Genomic DNA, 24,683 nt, shown 5'->3' on the forward strand with positions numbered 1-24,683 from the left:
CGCATGCGGGGAACAGCGCAGCGATGCAACGCGACCAGGGAAAGCCATGTCGTCCCAGCCGGCCACCATAAGCCTCGACGTCGTCAGCCTGACCGGTTCGCTCTGGAGCGGCCAGGTGCGCGAAGTCAGCCTGCCCGGCCGCGAAGGCCGCTTCGGCGTGATGGCCCGGCACGTCCCGATGCTCGTCCTGCTGCGCGAGGGCATGCTGCACCTGCAACCGCTGCAGGGCGAGCCGGAGGACATCTACATCTCGGGCGGCTACGTCGAAGTGCAGCCCGACCGCGTCCTGGTGGTGGCCGACCTCGCCGAGCGCAACGAGGACCTCGACGCCGCCCGCGCCCAGGCCGCCCGCGACCGCGCGGCCTCGCTGATGGCCAGGAACTTCACCGACGAGACCTACGCGCAACTGCACATGGAGCTGCTGCACCGCTACAGCGCGAACCTGCGATACCCCACGCGCCGGTAGGACGCCGAGCAGGCAACGGCACGCACGATGGACGCAGGAACGGCGCAAGCCGCGAGAGGACTTGCCCGTCTGAATCCGCGTAGACATCCTGCAGAAACCCTCGCGGCCGAAGCCGCTCCCGCAGGAAACAGAGGTTCGCAAGCCCCCGGGACGACATGTCCCAGTTGGACATCCGAGCTTGCGAATCCCTGATCAAAAATCTCGCGGAAGCTAGGTTTTGCAGTTGCCGTTGCTCCTGCTTTTGCCCTTGACCTACCGGGGCCCCTCCGAAGCGGCGGAGACGGCGGGAAAAACCCGAAGGGCGACGCACATGGATGTGCGTCGTTTTTCGCCGCGACAGGATGTCGCGTCGAAAAATCCCACCGGCTCCGCGGACCCGCAGCAAAGCTGCGGGCGCAAAGGCGGGGTGTGCTTTCTTTGGGTTACCTTCTTTGCACAAGCAAAGAAAGGTAACTCGCCGTAGGCGAAAGCTTTGAGCTTTCTCGTCAAAGCCCTGAAAGCCCCAAAGTAACGTCCCTGGATCTTCGATCCCCGGCCATCGGGCATAGCCCGATGGCGTTCAGCGCCACGCGAGCCAATGGCTCGCAAACAGTGGCGCTTCACCCCCGCCTTCGCGGGGACGACGGTAGAGGGATGGCGGGAAAGTTCGACATCCTGCATCCCCACACACCTCAACACTCCGCCAGAGCGGTCGCAACGACTTCATCGCCCCACGTCACGCCCAAACGCCAAAACCAGGAATCACAGAATGTAACGACTCAGGTCCGGATCCTGCACCAGCTCGCCCAGGTGCGAATCGACATAGGCCCGATCCACCGTGATCGACTGCCCGTCCCGGTCCGGCGCCTCGTAACTGAGCGTATCCAGCAGGCGCTCCAGCACCGTATGCAGGCGCCGCGCACCGATGTTCTCCTGGCGCTCGTTGACCAGGAACGCGATCTCGGCCAGCCGGTCGATCGCGTCCGGCGCGAACGTGATGTCCACGCCTTCGGTCTTCAGCAGGGCCTGGTACTGGCGGGTCAACGCCGCCTTGGGCTCGGTCAGGATGCGCACGAAGTCGGCCTTGGTCAGCGCCCCCAGCTCGACCCGGATCGGGAAGCGGCCCTGCAGTTCGGGGATCAGGTCGCTCGGCTTGGCCAGGTGGAACGCGCCGGAGGCGATGAACAGGATGTGGTCGGTCTTCACCGTGCCGTACTTGGTCGACACGTTGGACCCTTCCACCAGCGGCAGCAGGTCGCGCTGCACGCCCTCGCGGCTGACGTCGCCGCCGCCGATGGTGTCGCTGCGCTTGGCGACCTTGTCGATCTCGTCGATGAACACGATGCCGTGCTGCTCGCAGGCCTCGATCGCCTGGGAACGCACGTCGTCCTCGTTGACCAGCTTGCCGGCCTCCTCCTCGATCAGCAGCGGGCGCGCCGCCTTGATCGTCAACTTGCGCTTCTGCGACTTGCCGCCGCCGAGGTTGGAGAACATCTGGCGCAGCTGCTGGCCCATCTCCTCCATGCCAGGCGGGGTCATGATGTCCATGCTGACGTTGACCGACACGTCCAGCTCGATCTCGCGCTCGTCCAGCTCGCCGTTGCGCAGCATGCGGCGGAACTTGACGCGGGTGTCGTTGTCCTGCGCCGACGGCTCGTTGCGCGCGGCCTCCGGGTCGAAGCCGATGCCGCCGCTGCGGCGCGGCAGCAGCGCGTCGAGGATGCGGTCCTCGGCGCGCTCCTCGGCCTGGGTGCGCACGCGCACCTTGGCCTGCTCGCGGAACATCTTGACCGCGGTGTCGGCCAGGTCGCGCACGATCTGCTCCACGTCCTTGCCGACGTAGCCGACCTCGGTGAAGCGGGTCGCCTCGACCTTGACGAACGGCGCGTTCGCCAGCGTCGCCAGGCGGCGCGCGATTTCGGTCTTGCCGACGCCGGTCGGGCCGATCATCAGGATGTTCTTCGGCATCACCTCGTTGCGCAGCTCGTCCGGCAGCTGCATGCGGCGCCAGCGGTTGCGCAGCGCGATGGCGACCGCGCGCTTGGCGTCGTGCTGGCCGACGATGTGGCGGTCGAGTTCCTGCACGATCTCGCGCGGGGTCATGGTGGAAGAAGAGCCGTGATTGGTCATTTGTGATTCGTGATTCGTAGTTGGATGTCGGAAGGATCGGGATGCGTCGTGGCTGGCCGTGAATCGCTCTTGCGAATCACCAATCACGAATCACAGCTCTTCGACCACCACGTTGCGGTTGGTGTAGATGCAGATGTCGCCGGCGATGCCGATCGCCTCGGTGGCGATGGTCCTCGCGTCCAGTTCGGTGTGCGCCAGCAGCGCGCGCGCGGCCGACAGCGCATAGCTGCCGCCGGAGCCGATCGCGATGATGCCGTCCTCCGGCTCGATCACGTCGCCGGTGCCGCTGATGACCAGCGAGGTCTCCTTGTCGGCGACCGCCAGCAGGGCCTCGAGCTTGCCGAGGCGGCGCTCGGTGCGCCAGTCCTTGGCCAGCTCGACCGCGGCACGGGTCAGCTGGCCGTGCTTCTCCAGCTTGGCCTCGAACAGCTCGAACAGCGTGAAGGCGTCGGCGGCGGCGCCGGCGAAACCGGCCAGCACCTGGCCGTCGCGGCCGAGCCGGCGCACCTTGCGCGCATTGCCCTTCATCACGGTGTGGCCGAGCGTGACCTGGCCATCGCCGGCTATGGCCACCTTGTCGCCGCGGCGGACGCAGACGATGGTGGTGGCGTGGAACACGTGGGGATTCTGGCTGGGGTCCATGAGGGGCTCCGGAAACGTTCTTCCTCAGGTGGGGACGCGCCCGGAAGGTTCAAGCACTGCGACACAAGCGCGCAGTCAGCGGCGGTTGCCTCCCGCCTCCGGACCGATGCGGGACAATATCCGTCCCCCCTGGCCCGATTCCGTGGATGAATACGATCGTCACCGAACCCTGCTGCAGCGAGGACGAGGTGGTCCGGCTGGTCCACGCGTTCTACGCCCGGGTCCGCCGCGACCCCGAGCTGGGACCGATCTTCGAGCGCCACGTCGCCGACTGGGACGCGCACCTGCGCCACCTGGTGGATTTCTGGTCGGCGATGCTGCGCGGCACGCGCCGCTTCTCCGGCGCGCCGATGGCGCGCCACCTCGCCCTGCCCGGCCTGAGCGCGGACCTGTTCCGGCGCTGGCTGGCGATCTTCGGCGAAACCACCGCCGGGCTCGGCAACCCGGCGATGAAGGCCCAGGCCGATGCGCGCGCGGCGCAGATCGCCAACCGCTTCTGGCAGCACTACCAGCTCAACCGGCGCGCACCGGCCGGCTGAGCCTCAGGGCGCGGCGCGCTCGGCCCTGCAGGAATAGCAGCCATGGCGCGCGCTGTGCAGGTGCACGTAGGCGACCGCGGGATCGCCGAACGCCTGCCGCAACCACGCCGCCATGTCGCGGCCCTCGCGCACCTCCGCCTCGACCATCATCCCGGCCGCGTCGTAGGCCCGCAGCGACATCAGCCGCGTCGACACGCAGGGAGGCACCTCGTCCACCTCCGGCCGCGCCGTCGCCGCGCCACGGCGCACGAAGATCGGGCCGCTGGCGCGATACGGCGACGCCACCGCGTGGTGCTCGAACGGCAGCAGCAGCACTTCCTCGCCGATGCGGGCGTTCTCCAGGCTGACCCGGCACGGCGTGCCGCGCTCGGAGGCGACGATGCGACGCACGATGCCGCGCGCCCCCAGCGCGGCATCGTCGAGCGCGAACAAGGGAGCGAACAGCGAGGCATCGAGCGCGTACAGGCGGAAGGCGGTCATGGGCAACTCCACGGGAAACGGCCTGCATGTTCGCCGCCGGCGCCACCGGCCGCCCGCCGTTCCCGGACATCGCATTCCGTCGCCGGCCATGGCCGGCGGCGCCCTCAGGGGCCGCCCTTCTTCCGCTTCGCGCGCGGGTGCGCGGCGTCGTAGACCTTGGCCAGGTGCTGGAAATCCAGGTGGGTGTAGATCTGGGTGGTGGCGATGTCCGAATGCCCCAGCAGCTCCTGCACGCCGCGCAGGTCGCCGGAGGATTCGAGGATGTGGCTGGCGAAACTGTGCCGCAGCATGTGCGGGTGCACGTGCTTGAACATGCCCTGGCGCAGCGCCAGCTGCTTGACCCGGATCTGCACCGCGCGCGACGTGATCGCCTTGCCGCCGCGCCCGGGGAACACGTGGCCGTCCGCCGTGCCGCCGCTGTCGGCCTTCCATTCCTGCAGCGCGCGCAGTGCGTGCGATCCGACCGGTACCTGGCGCTGCTTGCTGCCCTTGCCGAGCACCGTCACCGTCGCGCCGGCCAGGTCCAGGTCGCGCCAGCGCAGCGCGCACAGCTCGCTCAGGCGCAAGCCGGAGGAGTAGAACAGTTCCAGCAATGCGCGATCGCGCAGGCCGAGCGGGGCATCGGTCGGCACTTCGACCAAGCGCACCGCCTCGTCGGCATCGAGCACCTGCGGCAGCTTGCGCGGCGCCTTGGGCGCGCGCAGCTTGGCCGCGGGACTGGCGGCGATCCGCCCCTGCTTCAGCAGCCAGGCATAGAAACTGCGGCAGGCCGACAGGCGCCGCTGCAGGCTCTTGGGCGAGAGCCCGCGCCGGTGCTCGGCGCTGGTGAACTCGCGCAGGTGCGAAGCGTCGAGCGCGGCCACCTCGCCGGCGCCCGCCGCGGCGGCCCATTCGGCCAGCGCCGCCAGGTCGCGGCGATAGGCGTCGAGCGTGTGCGGCGACATGCGCCGCTCGACCTGCAGGTGCGAGAGGAAATCCTGGATCGAGTCGGGGCCCGGAGGGGCGCCGGCATGTTCGCCGGGAACCGACTGCTTTCCCGGCTCCCGGCTCATTCCCCGAACCGCTGCAACGCCACCGCCAACGCTTCGCCCATCATGCGCAGGAACAGCGTGCCCATGCCGGGATAGAACCGGTTCGGGTCGCGGCTGCCGACGGCGATCAGGCCGACGCCGGGCAGCGGCAGCAAGGCGGTGGACTGCACCTCCGCGGCCTGCCCGCCGTACAGCACCGCGTGCTTCTCGGCCTGCAGCCGGCCGCAGATCGGCTCGCCGTCCTTCAGGCAATCGCGGAACGGCGCCATCCGCGGATCGTCCAGCGCGATCGCCTGCAGCCACTCCGCCTCCTCCAGCCCCGCGACCGGTTCCAGCAGCACGATCCGCACCAGCTCGCCGTTGAAATCCTCGGCCAGCGATGCCGCCATCGCGCGCAAGGTATCGGCGGCGGTGGCCTGCTTCATCAGCGCCAGCGTCAGCTGGTGCGTGCGCACCGCCAGCCGCTCGTTGACCTGGGCGTTGCCGGCCAGCTCGGACAGCCGCCGTGCCAGCTCGCGGTTCTTGTCGCGCAACACTTCCAACTGGTAGCTGGCGAGCGAGGCGGTCGGGCCATCGTCGCGCGGCACCACCAGCGTCAGCGCCAGGTCCGGGAACTGCTTGAGGAAGGCGGGATGCCGCCGCAACCAGACGGCCACCTCGTGCGCGCCGATCTTGTCCTGTGTCTCGCTCATCCGATCCACTCTCCGTCGAAGACGAATGTCGCCGGCCCGGACATCACCACCTGCGCATCCGGCGCCGGCCAGCGCACGCGCAGTTCGCCGCCGGGCAAGGCGATGCGCACGTCGCGTTCGACGCGGCCGCGCTGCATCAGCGTCACCGCGGCGGCGCAGGCGCCGCTGCCGCAGGCCAGGGTCTCGCCCGAACCGCGCTCGTACACCCGCAGCCGGACATGGCCAGGATCGACCACCTGGGCGAAGCCGACGTTCACCGATTCCGGGAAGGCCGCGTTCTGCTGCAGCAGCGGGCCCAACCGCTCGACCGGCGCGGCATCGACCAGGCCGACCTCCAGCACCGCGTGCGGGTTGCCCATCGAGACCGCGCCGAAGCGCACGCTCTCGCCCTGCAGCGGCAACAGGTACTCCTCGCGAGGATGGGCGAAGCCGGCCAGCGGGATCTTCGCCGGCTCGAACTCCGGAACGCCCATCGCCACGGCGTAGTCGTGCTCGCCGAGCCGGTCCACGCGATGCGCGGTGACCGGGCTGTCGATCACGAAGCTGTCGCCCTGCGCGGTGCCGTCGCGCACCAGCCACGCCGCCACGCAGCGCGCGCCATTGCCGCACTGCTGGGAGTGGGAACCATCGGCGTTCCAGATCCGGTACGAAGCCACGGCCTGCCCGCTGCGCGGCGGCTCGATGGTCAGGATCTGGTCGCAGCCGACGCCGAAATGGCGGTCGGCCAGCTTCGCGGCGAGCGCCGCATCGGGCGCGGGAGTGCCGTCGCGCAGGTCCAGCACCACGAAATCGTTGCCGGCGCCGTGCATCTTGGTGAAGCGCAGGCGCCCGGCGGAAGCGGAACCGCTCATTGCCCGTCTTTGCCGTCGACCGGCGCCGGCGTGCCGTCGGTCGGCGCCGGGGTCGTCGGGCTGGCCGGCTCGGTCTGCGTCGGCTCGGTCTGCGTCGGCTCGGCCTGCGCCGGCGGGGTCTGCTCGGGCACCGGCGTCGCCGGCTGGGCCTCCACCGGCACCGGCTTCTGCGGCATCACCAACGGCCCCTTGTTGCCGCAGGCGGCCAACGCGAGGAAGGTCGCACCGGCCAGTGCGATACGGACGGAGGAAGACTTCGTACTCATGCGTCGAGTATAGCCACAAGGCCATGAACCCCGCGTTCCGCGCGGGGCCGGCGCACGCTTCGCGGGCGGCTACGGCCCATCGCGCCTTGGCGGCTCGGGGCGCAGCCACAACCAGATCGCGACCACCGCCATCGGCCCGATCGACACCGCCCACACCCACGGCCTGTTCACGAACGCCAGCACGATGGCCGCGCACGCGGCCATCGCCAGCGAGGCCATCCACTTGCCGCGCCGGCTGACCGCGCCATGGTTCTCCCAGTCGAGGATCGCCGGGCCGAAGCGCGGGTGGGTGACCAGCCGGTGCCGCAGCTTCTCCGAGCCGCGGGTCGCGGCCCAGGCCGCGACCAGGATGAACACCGTCGTCGGCAGGCCCGGCACGAAGATGCCGACGATGCCGGTGCCCAGGCTGGCGTACGCCAGCAACCACCACGCCCAGCGGAAGCGCACCGGCCGCACCGCCGGAGGGCCGGAATCCGGGGCGGGAGATCCGGGATCGGTCATGGCCCTGGCGTCCTCACCCGCCCTTTGCCCGGGTCACGGCTCCTTGACTTCGAGCTGGTCGAGCACGAACGCATACGACTCGGCCAGCTCGCGATAACGGCGGAAACGGCCGGACTTGCCGCCATGGCCCGCCTCCATGTTGGTGCGGAACACGATCGGCCGCTCGCCGGTGTTGTCGTCGCGCAGCTTCGCCACCCACTTGGCCGGCTCCCAGTACTGCACCTGCGAATCCCATAGGCCGGTGCCGACGAACAGCGCCGGATAGGCCTGGCGGCGCACGTTGTCGTAGGGCGAATAGCCGAGCATGTAGTCGTAGAACGGCTTCTGCTCGGGATTGCCCCACTCGTCGTATTCGTTGGTGGTGAGCGGGATGCTGGGATCGAGCATGGTCGTCACCACGTCCACGAACGGCACCTGCGCGACCATCACCCGGTAGTCCTGCGGCGCCATGTTCGCCACCGCGCCCATCAGCAGGCCGCCGGCGCTGCCGCCCATCGCCGCGACCCGGCCCGGCGCCGCGTAGCCCCGCTTCACCAGCGCCTCGGTGACGTCGATGAAGTCGGTGAAGGTGTTCTTCTTGTGCAGCAGCTTGCCGTCGTCGTACCACTGCCGGCCCATCTCCTGGCCGCCGCGGATGTGCGCGATCGCATAGACCACGCCGCGGTCGAGCAGGCTCACCGCCGGCAGGTTGAAGGCCGGATCGGACGAGATGCCGTAACTGCCGTAGGAATACTGGTACAGCGCGGCGGTACCGTCCTTCTTGAAGCCTTTCCTGTAGACCAGCGACACCGGCACCTTGGCGCCGTCGCGCGCGGTCACCCAGACGCGCTCGGTGACGTACCGCGACGGGTCGTAGCCGATCACCGGCTGCTGCTTGAGCAGGCGGCGCTCGCCGGTGGCGACGTTCAGTTCATAGGTCGTGGCCGGCGTGGTCAGCGAGGTGTAGCCGTAGCGCAGCCAGGGCGTGTCCGGCTCGGCGTTGGTCGACAGCCCCATCGAATAGGCCGGCTCGTCGGCCTTGACGTACTCGTGGCTGCCGTCGGCCTTGAGCAGGCGCACCCGCTCCAGCCCCTGCGAACGCTCCTCGATCGCGGTGAAGCCGTCGAACAGCGCGTAGCCCTCGATGAACACCGCGTCGTCGTGCGCGACCCAGTCCTTCCACTGCTTGCGCGAGGTGCCGTCGCTCGGCGCGGTGACCAGCTTGAAGTTCTTCGCGCCATCGGCGTTGGTGCGGATCACCCAGCGCCCGTCGAAATGGTCGGCGCCGTACTCGACGTCGCGCTCGCGCGGCGCCAGCACCACGAAGGCCCGCGGATCCGACGCCGGCGCATAGCGCAGCTCCGAGGAGACCGTGCTGTCCAGCTCGATGGTGATGTACTTGTCGTCGCGGGTGCGGCCGACGCCCATGTAGAAGCTGTCGTCGTGTTCCTCGTACACCAGCGCGTCGTCCTTGGCCGGCGTGCCGAGCACGTGCTTCTTCACCCGCACCGTCAGCAGCGTCTCCGGGTCGTTCTCGACGTAGAACAGGGTCTTGTTGTCGTCGGCCCAGACCAGGTTGGGCGACACGCCGCGGATCTCGTCCGGATAGACCTCGCCGGTTTCCAGGTTCTTGAAGCGGACCGTGTACTGGCGGCGGCCGACGTCGTCCTCCGCCCAGGCCAGGATGCGGTTGTCGCGGCTCACCTCGGCATCGCCGACGCTGAAATAACCCTTGCCCTCGGCCATCGCGTTGACGTCCAGCAGCACCTGCTCGCTGGCGAAATCGCCGGCGGCATTGGCCTGCTGGATCGAGAGGGCATCCACGCCGGTGCCGTCCTTGCGGCGCGCCTGGACCGGGTAATCCTTGCCCTTCTCGAAGCGAGTGTAGTACCACCAGCCGCGCTCGCGGTACGGCACGCTGGCGTCGTCCTGCTTGATGCGCGCGACGATCTCCTCGTAGAGCTTGTCTTCCAGCGGCTTGAGCGGGGCCATCACCTGGTCGGTGTAGGCGTTCTCGGCCTCCAGGTAGGCCAGCATCGCCTTGTCCTTGCGGGTGTCGTCGCGCAGCCAGTAGTAGTCGTCCTGGCGGGTCGCGCCGAACGGCGCCTTGACGACGTGCGGACGCTTCTCGGCATCCGGCGGGGTAAGGGCGGCGGCAGCGGCGGAACTGGCGGGAAGGCTCATCAGGCTGGCGATCAAGAGCGGAAGGGCGTTTCTCATGTTGGGGATTCCCTGGACGAACGCAATGGCGTCCCTGCCCGCCCAGTCTGTCCACAGGCTCGGCCCAGGAGCAAGTACCGCAAGTACCGGGCGCGCGCCCCCCCGCGGAGCCCCAAGCCACCGGCATTTCGGCCGGCGCTGCCCGCTTCTGCCCTCGTCTTGGTTTTTCGCTTCTCCGGGCCCCATTCGCAGCGGCGGAGCCAGCGGAAAACCCGAAGGGCGACGTACATGCCGGAGCGCAGCGCAAAGACCCGGGGCGTGCTTGACCAGCCGTCCGGCTGCTGCGAAGCGCTTCTTCTGGTTACTTTTCTTTATGCGGCACATCCATGTGCCGCACTCTTCGGCTCCGCCGTGCGGCGCCGCTTCCGCGGCGCGCGTGCACGAGCAAAGAAATTGATTCGCCCGCAAGGCCGAAAGCTCCTTGCTTCTAGAGCCGCTCAAACAACACCGGCAAAGCCCGTCGGGACTGGCGTGGAAGTCCTTCCACGGGAGCCTCGCCCGGGACGCGATACCCGTGCCGCAGGCGTCGTTATCAATCGCCTAATCCACCCCGATCGGCGCGAACCGACGGACCGAACGGCCATCGACCAAGACTTCCTCGCAGAACATCGCATACGGGCGCACCCACAACCCGCCCTCGCCATAGAGCGCGCGATAGACCACGACCGGTTCCAGCGTCTCGCTATGCCGCGCAACCGCCACCACGTCGTACTCGTTGCCCTTGTAGTGGCGATAACGGCCAGGCTGCAGCGGCGGGAGCGGAGGGAGATCGGACATGGACGCGGACCGGCATCGTTTCGGCGCACGAGTATGCGGCATCCGCGCGGCCGGAGCGCCAAGTGGCCTAACATCCACACATGGACATCCGCACCGCACCGCTGCCCGGCTACAGCCGGCGCAGCCAAGAGATCGCCCCCTTCCACGTGATGTCGCTGCTGGCGCGCGCGCAAGCGCTGGAAGCCGCCGGCCACGACGTCATCCACCTGGAGATCGGCGAGCCCGACTTCACCACCGCCGCGCCCATCATCGCCGCCGGGCAGGCCGCGCTCGCCGCCGGGCACACCCGCTACACGGCCGCGCGCGGCCTGCCGGCGCTGCGCGAAGCGATCGCCGGCTTCTACGCCACGCGCTACGGCGTGTCGATCGATCCCGAACGCATCCTGGTCACGCCCGGCGGCTCCGGCGCGCTGCTGCTGGCTTCCAGCCTGCTGGTCGACCCCGGCCGGCACTGGCTGCTGGCCGATCCGGGCTATCCCTGCAACCGCCACTTCCTGCGCCTGGTCGAAGGCGCCGCGCAGCTGGTGCCGGTCGGCCCGGACAGCGACTACCAGCTCACGCCCGAACTCATCGCCCGGCACTGGAACGCCAGCAGCGCCGGCGCGCTGGCCGCCTCGCCGGCCAATCCCACCGGCAGCGTGCTTTCGCGCGACCAGTTGGCGGCACTGTCGCAGGCCCTGCGGGCGCGCGGCGGGCACCTGGTGGTCGACGAGATCTACCACGGCCTGACCTACGGCATGGACGCGCCGAGCGTGCTGGAAGTGGACGACGACGCCTTCGTGCTGAACAGTTTCTCCAAGTACTTCGGCATGACCGGATGGCGGCTGGGCTGGCTGGTCGCGCCGCCGGCCGCGGTGCCCGAACTGGAAAAGCTGGCGCAGAACCTGTACATCAGCGCGCCGTCGGTCGCCCAGCATGCGGCGCTGGCCTGCTTCGCGCCGGACACCATCGCGATATTCGAGGCCCGCCGCCACGAGTTCCGGCAACGCCGCGACTACCTGCTGCCGGCGCTGCGGGCGCTCGGCTTCCGCATCGAGGCCGAACCCCAGGGCGCGTTCTACCTCTACGCCGACGTCGGCGGCTTCACCGACGATGCCCAGGCGTTCTGCGCGCATTTCCTCGAAACCGAGCACGTGGCGTTCACCCCGGGCCTGGATTTCGGCCACCATCGCGCGAACCAGCACGTGCGCATCGCCTATACCCAGGCCTTGCCGCGGCTGCAGGAAGCGGTGGAACGGATCCGGCGCGGGCTGGCGCGCTGGCCGGGCTGAAACGCACGGGGCCGGCGATCCGCCGGCCCCGTGCGTTCGGGCATGGCGACCGCTTACTTCGCCAGCCGCTCCCACAGGAAGCTGTACGCCAGCGCCGACATGTGCGCGGCCTGCGCGTTGTCGGCCGCGCCGCCGTGGCCGCCCTCGACGTTCTCGTAGTAGGTCACGTCCTTGCCGGCATCGATCATCTTCGCCGCCATCTTGCGGGCATGGCCCGGGTGCACGCGGTCGTCGCGCGTGGAGGTCAGGAAGATCACCGGCGGATAGGTCTTGCCGGGATCGAACAGGTGGTACGGCGAGAACGTCTTGATGAACGCCCAGTCGGCCGTGTCCGGATCGCCGTACTCGGCCATCCACGAGGCGCCGGCCAGCAGGTGGCTGTAGCGCTTCATGTCGAGCAGCGGCACCTGCACGACGACCGCGCCGAACAGTTCCGGGTACTGGGTCAGCATGTTGCCGGTCATCAGCCCGCCATTGCTGCCGCCCTGCACGCCCAGGTGCCGGGGCGAGGTGATCTTGCGCGCTGCCAGGTCCTTGGCGACCGCGGCCATGTCCTCGTAGGCCTTGTGGCGGTTCTGCTTCAGCGCGGCCTGGTGCCAGCGCGGGCCGTACTCGCCGCCGCCGCGGATGTTGGCGACCGCGTAGACGCCGCCCTTCTCCAGCCAGGCCCGGCCGAGCCCGCCGGAGTAGCTCGGGGTCAGCGAGATCTCGAAGCCGCCGTAGCCGTACAGCAGCGTCGGCGCGGTGCCGTCGAACTTCAGGTCCTTGGGACGCACCAGGAAGTACGGCACGCGCGTGCCGTCCAGGCTGGTGGCGAAGTGCTGCTCGATCGCGTCCTTGCTGGCGTCGAAGAACGCCGGCATGGTCTTCAGCGTCTCCGGCGCCTGGCCGATCTCGGCCAGCGCGAGCGTGGTCGGCGTCAGGTAGTCGGTGACGGTGAGCCAGACCGCATCGGATTCGTCGCTGTCCACCGCACCGACCTGCACGGTGCCGAACTCGGGGGCGCCGGCGAAGGCGCTCTTCTTCCAGCGGTCCCTGGACGCGCCCTGCGCGTCGCCGGGCGTGAGCACGCTCAGGCGGCTCTTGACGTCCTCCAGCACGTTCAGCACCAGGTGGTGCCGGGTCCAGCTGAAGCTCGCCAGCGAGGTGGTGTCGGTCGGCTCGAACAGCACGTCGAACTCGCGCTTGCCGGCCATGAAGTCGTCGAACTTCGCCGCCAGCAGCGAACCGGCCTTGTAGGTCTTGCCGCCGACCGTCCACGGCTCGCGCAGTTCCAGCGTCAGCCACTCGCGCTTGACGCTCTTGTTGGCCGAGTTCGGCGCATCGACCTTGGCCAGCGTGCCGTCCGCTTTGCGCAGGTAGAGCTCGTCGTTGTAGAAGGCCAGCGTACGGCTGACGAAATCGCGCTCGAAGCCCGGCGTGTCGTCGTGCATCGCCGCGATGTACATGTCGGTCGGCTTGCCCTCGTACACGACCGCGGCCGAATCCAGCGGCGTGCCGCGCTTCCAGCGCTTGACGATGCGCGGGTAGCCGGAGCTGGTCATCGAGCCGTCGCCGAAGTCGGTATAGACGTAGACGGTGTCCTGGTCGATCCAGCCCAGCCCGCCCTTGGCCTCGGGACGGAAGAAGCCGTCCTTGACCCACTGCTTGCTGGCCAGGTCGAACTCGCGGGTCACGTCGGCATCGGCGCCGCCGCGCGAGAGCGCGATCAGGCAGCGCTGGTACTTCGGGCGCAGGCAGTCGGCGCCGTGCCAGACCCAGTTCTCGCCCTCGGCCTTGTTCAACGCGTCCAGGTCCAGCACCGTTTCCCACTGCGGATCGGCCTTGCGGTATTCGGCCAGCGTGGTGCGGCGCCACAGCCCGCGCGGGTGCTGCTTGTCCTTCCAGAAGTTGTAGTAGTACTCGCCGATCTTCTGCACGCCGGGGATCTTGGCGTCCGAGTCCAGCACCTCGCGGATGCTCGATTCCATCTGCTTGAACGCCGGGGTGCTGGCCAGGCGGGCCTCGGTCCGGGCGTTCTGGGCCTTGACCCATTCCAGCGGCTTCTCGCCGGTGACGTCCTCGAGCCAGGCATAACGGTCGTTCTGCACGGCATCCTCCGCGGCGACGGCTCCGGTGGTGATCAGGCCTGCCACCAGGCAGGCCGAGGCGAGTTTCGACATTGACGCTCCAAAGGCGGACTACAAACCGTGGACGCTAGCACAGCCCCCGGAGACGGCCTTATGCCGAAGGTCAGGCCGTGCGGGCGGAAACCGTCTGGACCGTCCGGCGCCGCCAGCGCCGGGCCTGGGGCGCGCGCCGGCGGCGCTCCGGCGCGCGCAGGATCGTCCGCCCCAAGCGCGGGAGCGGGAACCCGTACAGGGCCCACCAGGCCATGCACGGCATGCCGACCAGCCACAACGGCAGCCAGCCCAACCATAGGGCGTGGCCCCGCGCGGCCGGCCAGACCATCACCAGGGCCAGGCCGGCCAGGGCGAGCTGGCGCACGGGGCGCAGTACGCGCGGATCGGGGCGACGGGCCGGGGAACGGGGCGTGGAACGCATCGCAGGTCTCCAGGGTGAACGTGGGGATCACCTTCCCCCATCGCCATCTCACCGATTGCGACCTACCATTGCCATGAACTTCACTCCTGCACCGTATAAGGTGCGGGCCTACCGTTCCAACCGACCTTCGCGATGCGCCTGACCGCCCGGATTGCCCTAGCACTGTTGTTCGCCGTCATCGCTCTGCCCCAGGCGCAGGCGCAGGAAACCCCGTCTTCCTCCGAACAGGCGCCGCTGGACCTGCAGAAGCTGATGGGCACCTGGTACGTGATCGCCCGCACCCCCAATCCGCTCGAGCGCGGGCACGTCGCCAGCCGCGACGAGTACACCCTGCGCGAGGACGGCAAGGTCGGGATCCGCTATGTCTACCGCGAGGGATTCGGCGAGCCGGAAAAGGAAACCCGCGCGCGCGCCTCGGTCGCCGAGGACAGCGGCAACCGCGACTGGCGGGTGTGGTTCTACCGGATCGTCCCGACCCGCCAGCGCATCCTGGAAGTGGCGCCTGACTACTCGTGGATGCTGCTGTCCTGGCCGGGCCGCGACCTGGCCTGGGTCTTCGCCCGCTCGCCGGACATGGGCACCGAGCAGTACCGGCAGCTGGTCGCCAAGCTGCGCGACGAATACGGCATCTACACCGACAAGCTGCAGCGCGTGCCGCAGCGCCCGGACCAGATCGACAAGCTCGGCTTCGCCGCGCCCAAGAAGCTCTGAAGCCCCTCGCCCGCCGGGGCGGGCGAGCGCGGACGGGGGATTAGGCCGCTGACGGACCCGCGGGTCGCGAGCAACACGCCCCTCCCCGAGGGGGGCGACAACACCCTTCCCTATTCGTAATTGCTCAACGCCAGTTGCAGCAACGCCTTGGCCTGCTCGCGCAACGACCTGGGCTCGACGATCTCCGCGTCCGAGCCGTAGTGCAGCACGTCCATCAGCAGCTCGCGCGAGACGCTGTACGGCACCTTCAGCTCGTAGCGGCCGTCGGGCAGGAAGCGCCCCTGCTGCTTGGAATGCCAGTGCTCGTCGGCCACCCAGCGCGCGGCCTTGGCGCTGAACACGATGGTCGCCCAGCCCTTGGGCGCGCCGGAGAAGATGCCGTAGCTGGCCGCCAGTTGCTCGTCCAGTTCGCTGTCGGGCACGTCGCGCGCGGGCGCATCGAGCAGCCGCGCATGGTGGATGCGGTCCACGGCGAAGCTGCGCACGCCCTCGCGCCCGTGGTCCCAGGCGTCCAGGTACCAGTTGTCGCGGTAATGGGTGATCCGCTGCGGCGAGACGGTGCGCTTGGTCGCCTCGTCGGTCGAGCGCGCCCGGTAATCGAAGCTGAGCTGCTTGCGCTCGAGCACCGCCGAGGCGACGGTACGGAAGCTGGCCTCGTCGAGCTTGCGGCCGCGGTGCGGCACCACCCGTACCCGCTCCACCGGCCAGCTGGAAACCCCGGCCTGCGCGGCCAGCAACGATTCGATGCGCTGCTGCAACGGCGCCAGCATCGAGGACAGCACCCCGCCGCCGGTACGCGCGAGCAGCTGCTGGGAAGCCAGCAGCGCGTGCAGTTCCTCGGAGCTGAGCCACAGCCCCGGCAGCTCGAAACGGTCGCTCTCGGCGGCGGCATAGCGGAAGCCGGCCTCGCCGTCGCCCTCCACCGGCGCCATCAGCGCATCGCGCAGGAAGGCCAGGTCGCGGTAGACGGTGGCGCGGGAACAGCCGAGTTCCTCCTGCAACCGCGCCACCGTGATGGGGTAGCGGGCCGCCTTGAGGTGGCGGTGCAGTGCGTTGATGCGTTCGTAGCGGTCCATGCGCCGATTATGTCCGACTCGTGCGGCAATGGCGTGGCCGGAGCGGCCGATCGCTTCGGCTATCCTGGGCCGCCCGCCCCCCGTCGTGCCGACCATGCCGATCGCCCGCCCCGCCATCTTGCTCCTGTGCCTGGCCCTGGCCGCCTGCTCCCGGGCGCCGCAGGCCGGCGCGCCGTCCGCCGCGCTGCCGGCGGCCGCGGTCGAGCGGAACGCGGCCGATGCGGTGCTCGCCTCGATGGACCGCTTCCTCGCCGCGCGCAGCTTCCACGCCAGCATGCGCCTGGACGGCGGGCCGCAGCCGGTCCGCAGCGAGATGGATTTCGTCGCGCCCGACCGCTACCGGCTGCAGCTGCCGCAGGGCACCCAGACGATCATCGGCAACACCCTGTACCTGGAAGCCGGCGGCAAGCGCCAGACCTTGCCGCTGCCGGAAGGCACGCTCGCGCAATGGCGCAACCCGTTGAACCTGGACGAACGCCGCGACGGGCTGAAGGCGACGGCGCTGGGAGAGGACCGCATCGGCGGGCAGCCCGCGCGCAAGTACCGGATCGAGCAGGCCGATGCCGGCCAGCCGGGCATGCTCTACTGGATCGGGAACGACGGCCGGCCGCTGCGCATCGTGCAGGCCGGACAGACCGGGCAACATGCCTATACGGTCACGATCGACTACTCGCGCTTCGACGATCCGGGCATCGCGATCGCCGCGCCGTGAGCGTGCGCGATCTCCGCGAGCCATGCGGCGCCAGCGCATTCATCATGCCTTGCCGGCCGAACGGCGCGTGAAAACCCGCGGTTCGTGCCGCGGGAGCGGCATGAAGGTTCCGTTATGATGCAAACGCTTCCACATTCTCGTTCCTGAACCGCCCGGGGGAAATCTCGCCATGTCACGTCGCGTTCCGCTGTCCGTCCTTTCGTTGCTGCTCGTCGCGCCGGCCGCCTGGTCGCAGGTCGTGGCACCGGCGACGCCTACGGATCCGGCCGCGGCGGTGATGCCTTCCCCCTGGAGCGGCAGCAGCGGCGAACTCGGCTATGCCTCCGCGCACGGCAACAGCACCACCGACAGCCTCAACGGCCGCATCAAGCTGCGCTACACCGACGGCGACTGGATCCACAGCTTCGACGCCACCGCGCTGCGCTCCAGCGCCGAGTACACCACCACCAACGACGACGGCAGCGTCACCCGCAACCGCCAGACCACCGCCGAACGCTATACCGCCGCCGCCGGCAGCGCGCTGCAGCTGGGCGAGCACCGCCAGCTCACCGCCAGCGGCCGCTACGAACACGACGACTTCGCCACCTACGACCGGCTGGCCACCTTCGGCATCGGCTACGGCACCCGCCTGATCGACCGCGAGCGCTTCTACCTGGACGCGCAGCTCGGCCCGGGCGTGCGCCGCGCGCACAACCGCGAGGACGACCGCGAGGAAACCGGCCTGATCGGGCGCGGCCTGTTCGACCTCAAGTACGCCATCACCGACAACACCGACCTGACCAACACCTTGCTGGTCGAGTCCGGCAGCTACAACTCCTACGCGCAGAACGACTTCGGCGTGCAGGTGGCCATGAACTCGCATTTCGCGCTGAAGGCCGCATGGCAGATGCGCCACAACAGCCACGTCAACGACGACGACAAGAAGACCGACACGCTGACCACGGTCAACCTGGTCTATACGTTCAAGTAGGCCCCGGATCCGCGGGCCGGCCCGTCCACCCGCCCGGCCGGCTCAGTCCGCCGGCAGGCTCCCGCCGAGGAGATCGCCGGCCCCCGCGGCCAGCAGCTGCCGCGCGACCTCGCGACCGAGCCGTTCCGGATCGAGCCCCAACCCCTCGGCGCGCACCAGCGTGCCATCGGTCGCGTCCCCGACCAGGCCGTGCAGGCGCAATCCGTCCGCATCCGCCTGCGCGAACGCCGCCACCGGCACGTGGCAGCTGCCGTGCAAGGCGAGGTTCATCGCCCGCTCGGCCTCCACGCACAGGCGCGTGCCGGCGTCGTCGAGCACCGCCAGCAGCGCCCCGACCTGCGCATCGTCGCCGCGGCATTCCACCGCGATCGCGCCCTGCGCGGGCGCCGGCAACCACGCCGGCGGCGCCAGCCGGGCGCTGATGCGCTGCCCCAGCCCGAGGCGCTGCAGGCCGGCGCAGGCCAGCACGATCGCGTCGTAGCTGCCGTCGTCGAGCCTGGCCAGGCGGGTGTTGACGTTGCCGCGCAGGTCCAGCAGCCGCAGGTCCGGGCGCAGCGCCCGCAACTGCGCCTGGCGCCGCAGCGAGGACGTGCCCACGCGCGCGCCGGGCGGCAACGCCTCCAGCGAGTCGTGGCGATTGGAGACCAGCGCATCGGCCGGATCGGCGCGTTCCAGGATCGCCGGCAGCGCGAACGGCGCTTCCAGCTCCATCGGCACGTCCTTCAGCGAATGCACCGCGCAATCGGCCTCGCCGCGCAGCATGGCCAGCTCCAGTTCCTTCAGGAACAGCCCCTTGCCGCCGATCGCGGCCAGCGAACGGTCCAGCACCTCGTCGCCGCGCGTGCTCATCGGCACCAGCACGACTTCCAGGCCGGGGTGATGGAGCCGCAGCCGGGCGGCGACGTGCTCGCTCTGCCAAATGGCGAGCGGGCTCTTGCGGGTGGCGATGCGCAGGATGCTCATCCGCGCATTATCGCCGAGCGCGGCCTAGACGTAGCGCAGCTGCTCGCGCAGGACGGCCACGCAGCGCCGGCTCACTTCCAGCGGCTGCGCGACGTTGCGCAGCACCGCGTGGGTCTGCCCGTCCGCGCCGCGCCGCAGTTCCACCAGTTCGCTGCGCGCCACCAGGCAGTTGCGGTGGATGCGCACCAACCGCTCGTGGAACTCGTCCTCCAGCGCCTTGAGCGACTCCTCGATCAGGTCCTCGCCGCGGGCGTGGTGGACGACGACATATTTCTCCTCGGCCTGCAGGTAGCGGATGTCCTCGACCGGGATCAGGCGCAGGCTGCCGCGCAGGCGCGCGCACAACTGGGTGCGCGGCCGCGCCGGGCCCGCCGGCGGCGGGGAAGGTTCGCGCCCGGCCAGGAAGGTGCCGGCGCGGTCCAGCGCCGCCGCCAGCCGCTCCGGGCGCACCGGCTTCATCAGGTAGTCGATCGCCGCCGCGTCGAACGCCGACAGCGCATGCTCGTCGTAGGCTGTGCAGAACACCACCGCCGGCCGCGGCTGGACGCCGAGCAGGCCGTGCGCGGCCTGCAATCCGTCCAGCCCGGGCATGGCGATGTCGAGCAGGACCAGGTCCGGCCGCTGCTGCTCGCACAGCCGCAGCGCCTGGTCGCCGTTCTCCGCCTCGCCGACGACCTGGACCCGGGCATGCGCCGCCAGCAGCGAGCGCAAGCGCTCGCGCGCCAACGGTTCATCGTCCGCGATCAGCACCCTCAACGGTTTCCCCTCGTTTCAGCGGCAACACGATCTCGCAGGCATAGTAGCCGTCGGTCCAGCCGGCCGTCATCCTCGCCAGCGGCCCGAACCGGTAGGCCAGGCGGTGCGCGATGCTGGCCTGCGCGTGCCCGGCTCCCTGGGCCAGCGCCGGCGGCGCCTGCGGCGGGGGCGCGGGATTGACGATGCCCACGTACAGGCGCTCGTCCGCCGCGCGCAGGCGCAGGCTCACCGTCCCGCCCTCGGGCAACCGCGAAATGCCGTGCAGGACCGCGTTCTCCACCAGCGGCTGCAGCACCAGCCGCGGCATCGCCAGCGACCACGGCAGCGGCTCCTCGCGCTGCCAGTCCACCGCCAGGCGCCCGCCCAGGCGCAGCGATTCGATCGCCAGGTAGCGCTCGGCCAGCTCGCATTCCGCGCGCAACGTGGAGTTGCCCTCGCCGGCGCCCAGCGCGGCGCGGAACAGGTCGGACAGGTCGAGCACCGCCTGCTCGGCCACCTCCGGGTCGCGGCGCAGCAGGCCGGCGATGAGGTTCATGCTGTTGAACAGGAAATGCGGGCGGATCCGCGCCTGCAGCGCGTCCGCCTCGGCGCGCGCGATCGCCTGGAGCTGCGCCACCGAACGGTCGCTGACGTAGAAGTGGCGCAGGGCCAGCGCCACGATCAACATCACCGTGGAGGCGCTGCCGACGACGAAGCGCGCCAGCCCGACCTGCGCCCCCAGCGGCGCCTGCCCGACCGCGCTGTAGAGCGCATGCACGACGCCGGCCGCGAGCATCGCGACCAGCCCGGCCATCGCCACCGCCAGCAGGGCGCCCAGGCGCTGCGGCAGCGAGGACAGCCAACGCCGCGACAGGCACAGCAACGCGGCCACGACCAGCGCCAGCCAGAGCGCGAACCCGCTGGCGGACAGGAACCGCCCGATCGTCCAGACGCGCGCGCCATCCGGCACCAGCGCCACCACCAGTACCACCAATTCGGCCAGTCCCAGCATCGCCGCGATGCGCGGCAACCGGCACAGGTCCGGCATCCACGGCTGCGGGCTGGCCGGCACGGACATCGGCTATGCGGCGGCGAAGCGCCGCTCCATCCAATCGCCGAGGGCCCCGATCTCCTCGGCGCAGACCTGGTGCGCCATCGGGTAGTCGTGCCACTCCACCTCGAACCCCAGCGCGCGCAGCGCCGCCACGCTCCGTTCGGCATGGGGGTAGGCCACCACCGGATCGCCCTTGCCGTGCGCCATGAACACCGGCTGGCGCTCGCTCCCCGGCACCCGCCACTTGGCCGCGCCGGCGGCATCGGGAAGATAGGTCGACAATGCGATCAGGCCGGCCAACGGCGTCGTCCGGCGCAGCCCGGCCGCGAGCGTCACCGCGCCGCCCTGCGAGAATCCCGCCAACAGCAGCCGCTCCGGCGGAACGCCGCGCTCCTGCTCGCGCGCGATCAACGCCTCCACCTGCGCCACGGACTCGTCGATGCCCTTCGCGTCGGCGCGCGTGGCGAAATCCATGCCCACGATGTCGTACCAGCCGCGCATCCGCACGCCGTTGTTGATCGTGATCGGCCGCACCGGCGCGTGCGGGAACACGAACCGCAGCGCCGGCCACTGCGGCCGCACCAGCTCCGGCACCAGGGGCGCGAAATCGTATCCATCGGCACCCAGGCCATGCAGCCACACCACGCTCCACGCCGGCGCAGGCCCGGTCTCGCGCTCAAGCACTTCCAGCATTCGGATTTCCCGGAGATCAACCAGGCCGGATTATGCCTGTGACCGAGAGGGCAGTTCATTCCGGCCTGTCATTGACCGCCCCAACGGGATGCTAAGGGTGTTGCTGTTGCTCGTGATTTTGCGCGAGATGGGCAGCACCTCCCGCGCGGCGGCGCGCCAACCTCCATGGCCTACGAATGTCACTGCGGCGCGGCCCCTCCGAAGCGGCGGAGACGGCGGGAAAAACCCCGCAGGGGCGACGTGCATGGGCTCGCCGGAAAAAGGCGAAGCACTGCTTCGCCCCGGCGGGCGGGCATTCGCCGCGCGGCGATGCCCCGGACTCGGCCGCGTAGCGGACGAGCCCCGTCGAAAAATCCCGCCGGCTCCGCGGACCCGCAGCGCAGCTGCGGGCGCGAAGGCGGGGTGTGCTTGATCAGCCGTTCGGCTGCTGTGAAGCGCTTCTTTTGGTTACTTTTCTTTGCACAAGCAAAGAAAAGTGACTCGCCGAAGGCGAAAGCTTTGGCCTTTATTGCTATTGCCAAAGGCTCCAAGAGCCAAAGCAACGTCCCTGGATCCCCGCCTTCGCGGGGATGACGTTAGTAAAGAGCGCGAGGCTTCGCCCGTACCCCTCATCCGCCCCTCCGGGGCACCTCGCTTCGCGCCCCGGCCTGGCGTAGCGCACCAGGCGTTCAGGCGTATGCGAACCCGTGGTTCGCATGCAACACGCCTTCACCCCGCAGGGAGAAGGGAACAGTCGCTAGATCTTCGATCCCCGGCCATCGAGCATAGCCTGATCACGCTTAGTGCCGCGCGAGCCAGTGGCTCGCAAGCAGCAAGCCCTTCGCGGGGACGACGGTACATGACGGGTCGAACCATCGAGAAATCCCCGATTCAACCGGGACGCCCGACTCCCCCCTTAAAACAACGGCGGCAACCGCGCAGCCTCCCTGCGCAGCTCCGTCGCCCGCACCAGCACCTTCGGCGGCGCGGTCTCCTCCGGGATCCGGAACACCCCCCACCGCGACAGCGCGTCGCCGACGCTGCGCAACGACGTCAGCGCCACCACCGGGATCGACAGCACCATGCCGATGATCACCGGCGCCATCCACGCCGCCAGCGCCGGCGAGACCTCGTAGGCCATCCACCCGACCATCAGGCCGAACAGGGTCAGCCCGCCATAGCTCTGCACCAGCGCCGGCCAGGAAATCTTGCCGTCGTCGCGCTGCTGCGCATCCCAGCCGGAGTCCTTGCCGGCCAGCACCTCGGCGACGCCGCGCGACTGCCGGTACATCACCACCGGCGCCATCAACGCCGCGAGCAAGGTCTCGATCAGGATGCTCAGCAGCGCGCGCACCGCGCCGCCGCAGGCGCGGCGCTCGTTGCGGTCGACCAGCAGGGCCAGGTAGCCCAGCACCTTGGGCGAGAGCAGCACCGCCATGGTGAACACGAACACCCACATCACGCCGCCGTCGCCGCGCGAATGCCAGTAGCGCAGCGGCGAGAACGGCAGTTCGGCGGTGAGGTCGAGGGCGCCCTGTCCCAGCAGCGGGATCGCGATGCCGATCAGCATCAGCATCGCCCACATCGGCGCGGTGAAGTAGTGGCCGATGCCGATCATCATGTGCATGCGGCTGACCCAGTGCAGGCCCGGCGCGGCGACGATCTTGGCGTGTTGCAGGTTGCCCTGGCACCAGCGGCGGTCGCGGATCAGCAGGTCGGTCAGCGTCGGCGGGCCCTCCTCGTAGCTGCCGGACAGGTACGGCACCATGTGCGTGGCCCAGCCGCCCCGGCGCATCAGCGCGGCCTCGACGAAGTCGTGGCTGAGCACGTGCCCGCCGAACGGCCGCCGCCCCGGCAGCGCCGGCAGGCCCGCGTTCTCGGCGAACGCCTGGGTGCGGATCACGGCGTTGTGGCCCCAGTAGTTGCTCTCGGCGCCGTGCCACCAGGCCACGCCGTAGGCCACCACAGGCCCGTACACGCGCCCGGAGAACTGCTGCATGCGCGCGAACAGGGTGCGTCCGTTGACCACCTCGGGCAGGGTCTGGATCAGGCCGACGTCCGGGTTGCGCTCCATGCCGTCCACCAGCCGCACGATGGTGTCGCCGGTCATCAGGCTGTCCGCGTCGAGGATCAGCATCTGCGGATAGGCCGCGCCGAAGCGGCGCACCCAGTCGGCGATGTTGCCGGCCTTGCGCCCGCCGTTGTCCGCGCGGCGCCGGTAGAAGATGCGGCCGTGGCCGCCGACCGCGTCGCACAGCTCGGCGTAGACCTGCTCCTCGGCGCGCCCGATCGGCTCCTTGGTGGTATCGCTGAGCACGAAGAAATCGAAGCGGTCGAGCTGCCCGGTGTCCGCCACCGACTCGTAGATCGCCCGCAGGCCGGCGAGCAGGCGGCGCGGGTCCTCGTTGTAGGTCGGCATCAGCAGCGCGGTGCGCGTGCGCAGCCGCGGCAACGGCGCGTCGGGATCGATGCCGAGCTTGCGGCCGGCCCCGACCACCACGGTGACGAAGCCCGCCAGCGCGCTGGCGAAGGACATCGCGATCCAGGCGAACAGCGGCACGAACAACACCAGCAGGCAGGCCTCGAGCACGTTGATGCCGCCGGGCCACATCACGTTGAGCATCATCCAGCTGGCCACGGCGGTCATCGCCGCGGTGCCGCCGACCAGGTAGAAGCGGCGCAGCGCCATGCCCGGCGGCGAGGTGCGCTGGTGCGGCACCCGCAGCTCGCCCTCGCGCAGCGATTGTTCCGGCATCTCCAGCGGCGCTTCCGACGGAAGCACCGCACGCCCGGCATCGAGGCGCCGGGGCTCGGCCGTTGCCGACGGGCTCCCCTGTTCCATCACGGCACTCCTCCAATCACGGCAGGTGCCAGCATCGCATCGTCGCCGGCAGGCCGCCAGGCGCGCGGGACATGCCGGCATCGCAGGCCGGCCCGGACAGACGCTTCACCACTTCGACGCACACATGCTCCTCGAGCGCGACACGGAATCGCCGCCCATCCTAAGTACTCGATCGTAAGACGGACGCGAAACGCCGCGCCGCCGCCGCGGAGCTCCCCTCCCCGGCGCTCCGCGCGGCAGACTACGCCCGATTGCCCAAACGCTGCCCCAACGCGGCGATGGCGGCATCGCGCGGCAGCACCCGGCAACGCTGCGGAGCCGGCGGCGCGATCGCGCATTCCCCCGATGGAAACCCCTGGGCCCGGCACCTTCGCCGTCCATCTCCTGGCCGCAACGACCGCGGCAGCGCTGGCCGGCATGTGATGCGGCAACACCGTCATGGTCATGGACGGCCTGCCGTTTCCCCGACCGGCCCGGGCGGCGCTACACTCGGGCCTCCAGGCGGGCGGCCATCGTCCTTCCGACGGGTCGCAGTTGCAGGTCTGCACCGATCCCGCGCCTGGCCCGCGGCATGGCGCCC

Annotated in this window: 24 protein-coding genes; 6 read left to right on the forward strand and 18 right to left on the reverse strand. The window is 69.9% G+C overall.

Going from position 1 to position 24,683, the window contains the following annotated elements; genetic code table 11:
- The first annotated feature begins 46 nt into the window (after window positions 1-46).
- Complete coding sequence (atpC, locus tag M3M27_RS17155) at window positions 47-466, forward strand: ATP synthase F1 subunit epsilon (RefSeq protein ID WP_140726748.1); 420 nt, start codon at window positions 47-49, stop codon at window positions 464-466.
- 741 nt (window positions 467-1,207) lie between these two features.
- Here atpC and hslU read toward each other — a convergent pair.
- Window positions 1,208-2,575, reverse strand: coding sequence for an ATP-dependent protease ATPase subunit HslU (hslU, locus tag M3M27_RS17160; protein ID WP_140726745.1), 1,368 nt, complete (start codon window positions 2,573-2,575; stop codon window positions 1,208-1,210).
- Between the two features lie 90 nt (window positions 2,576-2,665).
- The gene (gene hslV, locus M3M27_RS17165) at window positions 2,666-3,217 is read right to left on the reverse strand and encodes an ATP-dependent protease subunit HslV (RefSeq protein ID WP_434026381.1); all 552 of its coding nucleotides are present in this window, start codon (window positions 3,215-3,217) and stop codon (window positions 2,666-2,668) included.
- 146 nt (window positions 3,218-3,363) lie between these two features.
- Between hslV and M3M27_RS17170 the strand changes: the two genes are divergently transcribed.
- A complete protein-coding gene (locus M3M27_RS17170; protein ID WP_140726739.1) occupies window positions 3,364-3,756 on the forward strand; it encodes a group III truncated hemoglobin in 393 nt (130 codons plus the stop codon).
- Window positions 3,757-3,759: 3 nt separating this feature from the next.
- Here M3M27_RS17170 and M3M27_RS17175 read toward each other — a convergent pair whose 3' ends face one another.
- The 8 genes from M3M27_RS17175 to M3M27_RS17210 form a co-directional block, all read right to left on the reverse strand.
- Complete coding sequence (locus M3M27_RS17175) at window positions 3,760-4,236, reverse strand: DUF1203 domain-containing protein (protein WP_434026382.1); 477 nt, start codon at window positions 4,234-4,236, stop codon at window positions 3,760-3,762.
- A gap of 104 nt (window positions 4,237-4,340) precedes the next feature.
- Window positions 4,341-5,180 (reverse strand): tyrosine recombinase XerC, encoded by an 840-nt coding sequence (gene xerC / locus M3M27_RS17180; RefSeq protein ID WP_434028033.1) that lies wholly within the window; start codon window positions 5,178-5,180, stop codon window positions 4,341-4,343.
- A gap of 104 nt (window positions 5,181-5,284) precedes the next feature.
- On the reverse strand, window positions 5,285-5,959 hold the full coding sequence (locus M3M27_RS17185) for a DUF484 family protein (RefSeq protein ID WP_177497871.1): 675 nt from the start codon (window positions 5,957-5,959) through the stop codon (window positions 5,285-5,287).
- Window positions 5,956-6,810, reverse strand: a complete 855-nt coding sequence (gene dapF, locus M3M27_RS17190; RefSeq protein WP_434026383.1) for a diaminopimelate epimerase — start codon at window positions 6,808-6,810, stop codon at window positions 5,956-5,958. The genes M3M27_RS17185 and dapF overlap by 4 nt, the downstream gene beginning before the upstream one ends.
- Window positions 6,807-7,076 carry an LPS translocon maturation chaperone LptM gene (lptM, locus tag M3M27_RS17195; protein WP_434026384.1) on the reverse strand — a complete coding sequence of 90 codons (270 nt, stop codon included), beginning with the start codon at window positions 7,074-7,076 and terminating at the stop codon, window positions 6,807-6,809. Before lptM ends, dapF begins: the two co-directional genes overlap by 4 nt.
- Window positions 7,077-7,145: 69 nt before the next feature.
- Window positions 7,146-7,577, reverse strand: a complete 432-nt coding sequence (locus tag M3M27_RS17200) for a YbaN family protein (protein WP_434026385.1) — start codon at window positions 7,575-7,577, stop codon at window positions 7,146-7,148.
- 33 nt (window positions 7,578-7,610) lie between these two features.
- The gene (locus M3M27_RS17205) at window positions 7,611-9,776 is read right to left on the reverse strand and encodes a S9 family peptidase (RefSeq protein ID WP_434026386.1); all 2,166 of its coding nucleotides are present in this window, start codon (window positions 9,774-9,776) and stop codon (window positions 7,611-7,613) included.
- A 540-nt stretch (window positions 9,777-10,316) separates the two neighbouring features.
- Window positions 10,317-10,553, reverse strand: a complete 237-nt coding sequence (locus M3M27_RS17210; RefSeq protein WP_434026387.1) for a DUF1653 domain-containing protein — start codon at window positions 10,551-10,553, stop codon at window positions 10,317-10,319.
- A gap of 80 nt (window positions 10,554-10,633) precedes the next feature.
- Here M3M27_RS17210 and M3M27_RS17215 point away from each other — a divergent pair, with 80 nt between their 5' ends.
- The gene (locus M3M27_RS17215) at window positions 10,634-11,824 is read left to right on the forward strand and encodes a pyridoxal phosphate-dependent aminotransferase (protein WP_434026388.1); all 1,191 of its coding nucleotides are present in this window, start codon (window positions 10,634-10,636) and stop codon (window positions 11,822-11,824) included.
- 53 nt (window positions 11,825-11,877) lie between these two features.
- On the opposite strand, the gene M3M27_RS17220 is transcribed toward M3M27_RS17215, so the two are convergent.
- On the reverse strand, window positions 11,878-13,986 hold the full coding sequence (locus tag M3M27_RS17220; protein ID WP_434026389.1) for a prolyl oligopeptidase family serine peptidase: 2,109 nt from the start codon (window positions 13,984-13,986) through the stop codon (window positions 11,878-11,880).
- Window positions 13,987-14,056: 70 nt separating this feature from the next.
- On the reverse strand, window positions 14,057-14,368 hold the full coding sequence (locus M3M27_RS17225) for a hypothetical protein (RefSeq protein ID WP_434026390.1): 312 nt from the start codon (window positions 14,366-14,368) through the stop codon (window positions 14,057-14,059).
- A 132-nt stretch (window positions 14,369-14,500) separates the two neighbouring features.
- Here M3M27_RS17225 and M3M27_RS17230 point away from each other — a divergent pair, with 132 nt between their 5' ends.
- Entirely contained in the window at window positions 14,501-15,079 is a 579-nt protein-coding gene (locus M3M27_RS17230; RefSeq protein ID WP_434026391.1) for a lipocalin family protein, read from the forward strand.
- A gap of 110 nt (window positions 15,080-15,189) precedes the next feature.
- Here M3M27_RS17230 and M3M27_RS17235 read toward each other — a convergent pair whose 3' ends face one another.
- Window positions 15,190-16,155: a helix-turn-helix transcriptional regulator gene (locus M3M27_RS17235; RefSeq protein ID WP_434026392.1), complete on the reverse strand. Its 966-nt coding sequence runs from the start codon at window positions 16,153-16,155 to the stop codon at window positions 15,190-15,192.
- 94 nt (window positions 16,156-16,249) lie between these two features.
- Between M3M27_RS17235 and M3M27_RS17240 the strand changes: the two genes are divergently transcribed.
- Window positions 16,250-16,867, forward strand: a complete 618-nt coding sequence (locus M3M27_RS17240) for a hypothetical protein (protein WP_434026393.1) — start codon at window positions 16,250-16,252, stop codon at window positions 16,865-16,867.
- A 169-nt stretch (window positions 16,868-17,036) separates the two neighbouring features.
- Window positions 17,037-17,837, forward strand: a complete 801-nt coding sequence (locus tag M3M27_RS17245) for a DUF481 domain-containing protein (RefSeq protein ID WP_140726691.1) — start codon at window positions 17,037-17,039, stop codon at window positions 17,835-17,837.
- A gap of 42 nt (window positions 17,838-17,879) precedes the next feature.
- On the opposite strand, the gene hemC is transcribed toward M3M27_RS17245, so the two are convergent.
- From hemC to mdoH, 5 genes are all read right to left on the reverse strand, one after another.
- On the reverse strand, window positions 17,880-18,800 hold the full coding sequence (gene hemC / locus M3M27_RS17250) for a hydroxymethylbilane synthase (protein ID WP_434026394.1): 921 nt from the start codon (window positions 18,798-18,800) through the stop codon (window positions 17,880-17,882).
- A 24-nt stretch (window positions 18,801-18,824) separates the two neighbouring features.
- Window positions 18,825-19,556, reverse strand: coding sequence for a LytR/AlgR family response regulator transcription factor (locus tag M3M27_RS17255; protein ID WP_140726685.1), 732 nt, complete (start codon window positions 19,554-19,556; stop codon window positions 18,825-18,827).
- A complete protein-coding gene (locus M3M27_RS17260) occupies window positions 19,531-20,613 on the reverse strand; it encodes a sensor histidine kinase (RefSeq protein ID WP_434026395.1) in 1,083 nt (360 codons plus the stop codon). Before M3M27_RS17260 ends, M3M27_RS17255 begins: the two co-directional genes overlap by 26 nt.
- Before the next feature lie 3 nt (window positions 20,614-20,616).
- On the reverse strand, window positions 20,617-21,282 hold the full coding sequence (locus M3M27_RS17265) for an alpha/beta hydrolase (protein WP_140726679.1): 666 nt from the start codon (window positions 21,280-21,282) through the stop codon (window positions 20,617-20,619).
- An 895-nt stretch (window positions 21,283-22,177) separates the two neighbouring features.
- The gene (gene mdoH / locus M3M27_RS17270) at window positions 22,178-24,103 is read right to left on the reverse strand and encodes a glucans biosynthesis glucosyltransferase MdoH (RefSeq protein ID WP_434026396.1); all 1,926 of its coding nucleotides are present in this window, start codon (window positions 24,101-24,103) and stop codon (window positions 22,178-22,180) included.
- Between the last annotated feature and the right edge of the window lie 580 nt (window positions 24,104-24,683).

The organism is Xanthomonas boreopolis, assembly GCF_046529185.1.
Taxonomy (GTDB): Bacteria; Pseudomonadota; Gammaproteobacteria; order Xanthomonadales; family Xanthomonadaceae; genus Pseudomonas_S; species Pseudomonas_S boreopolis.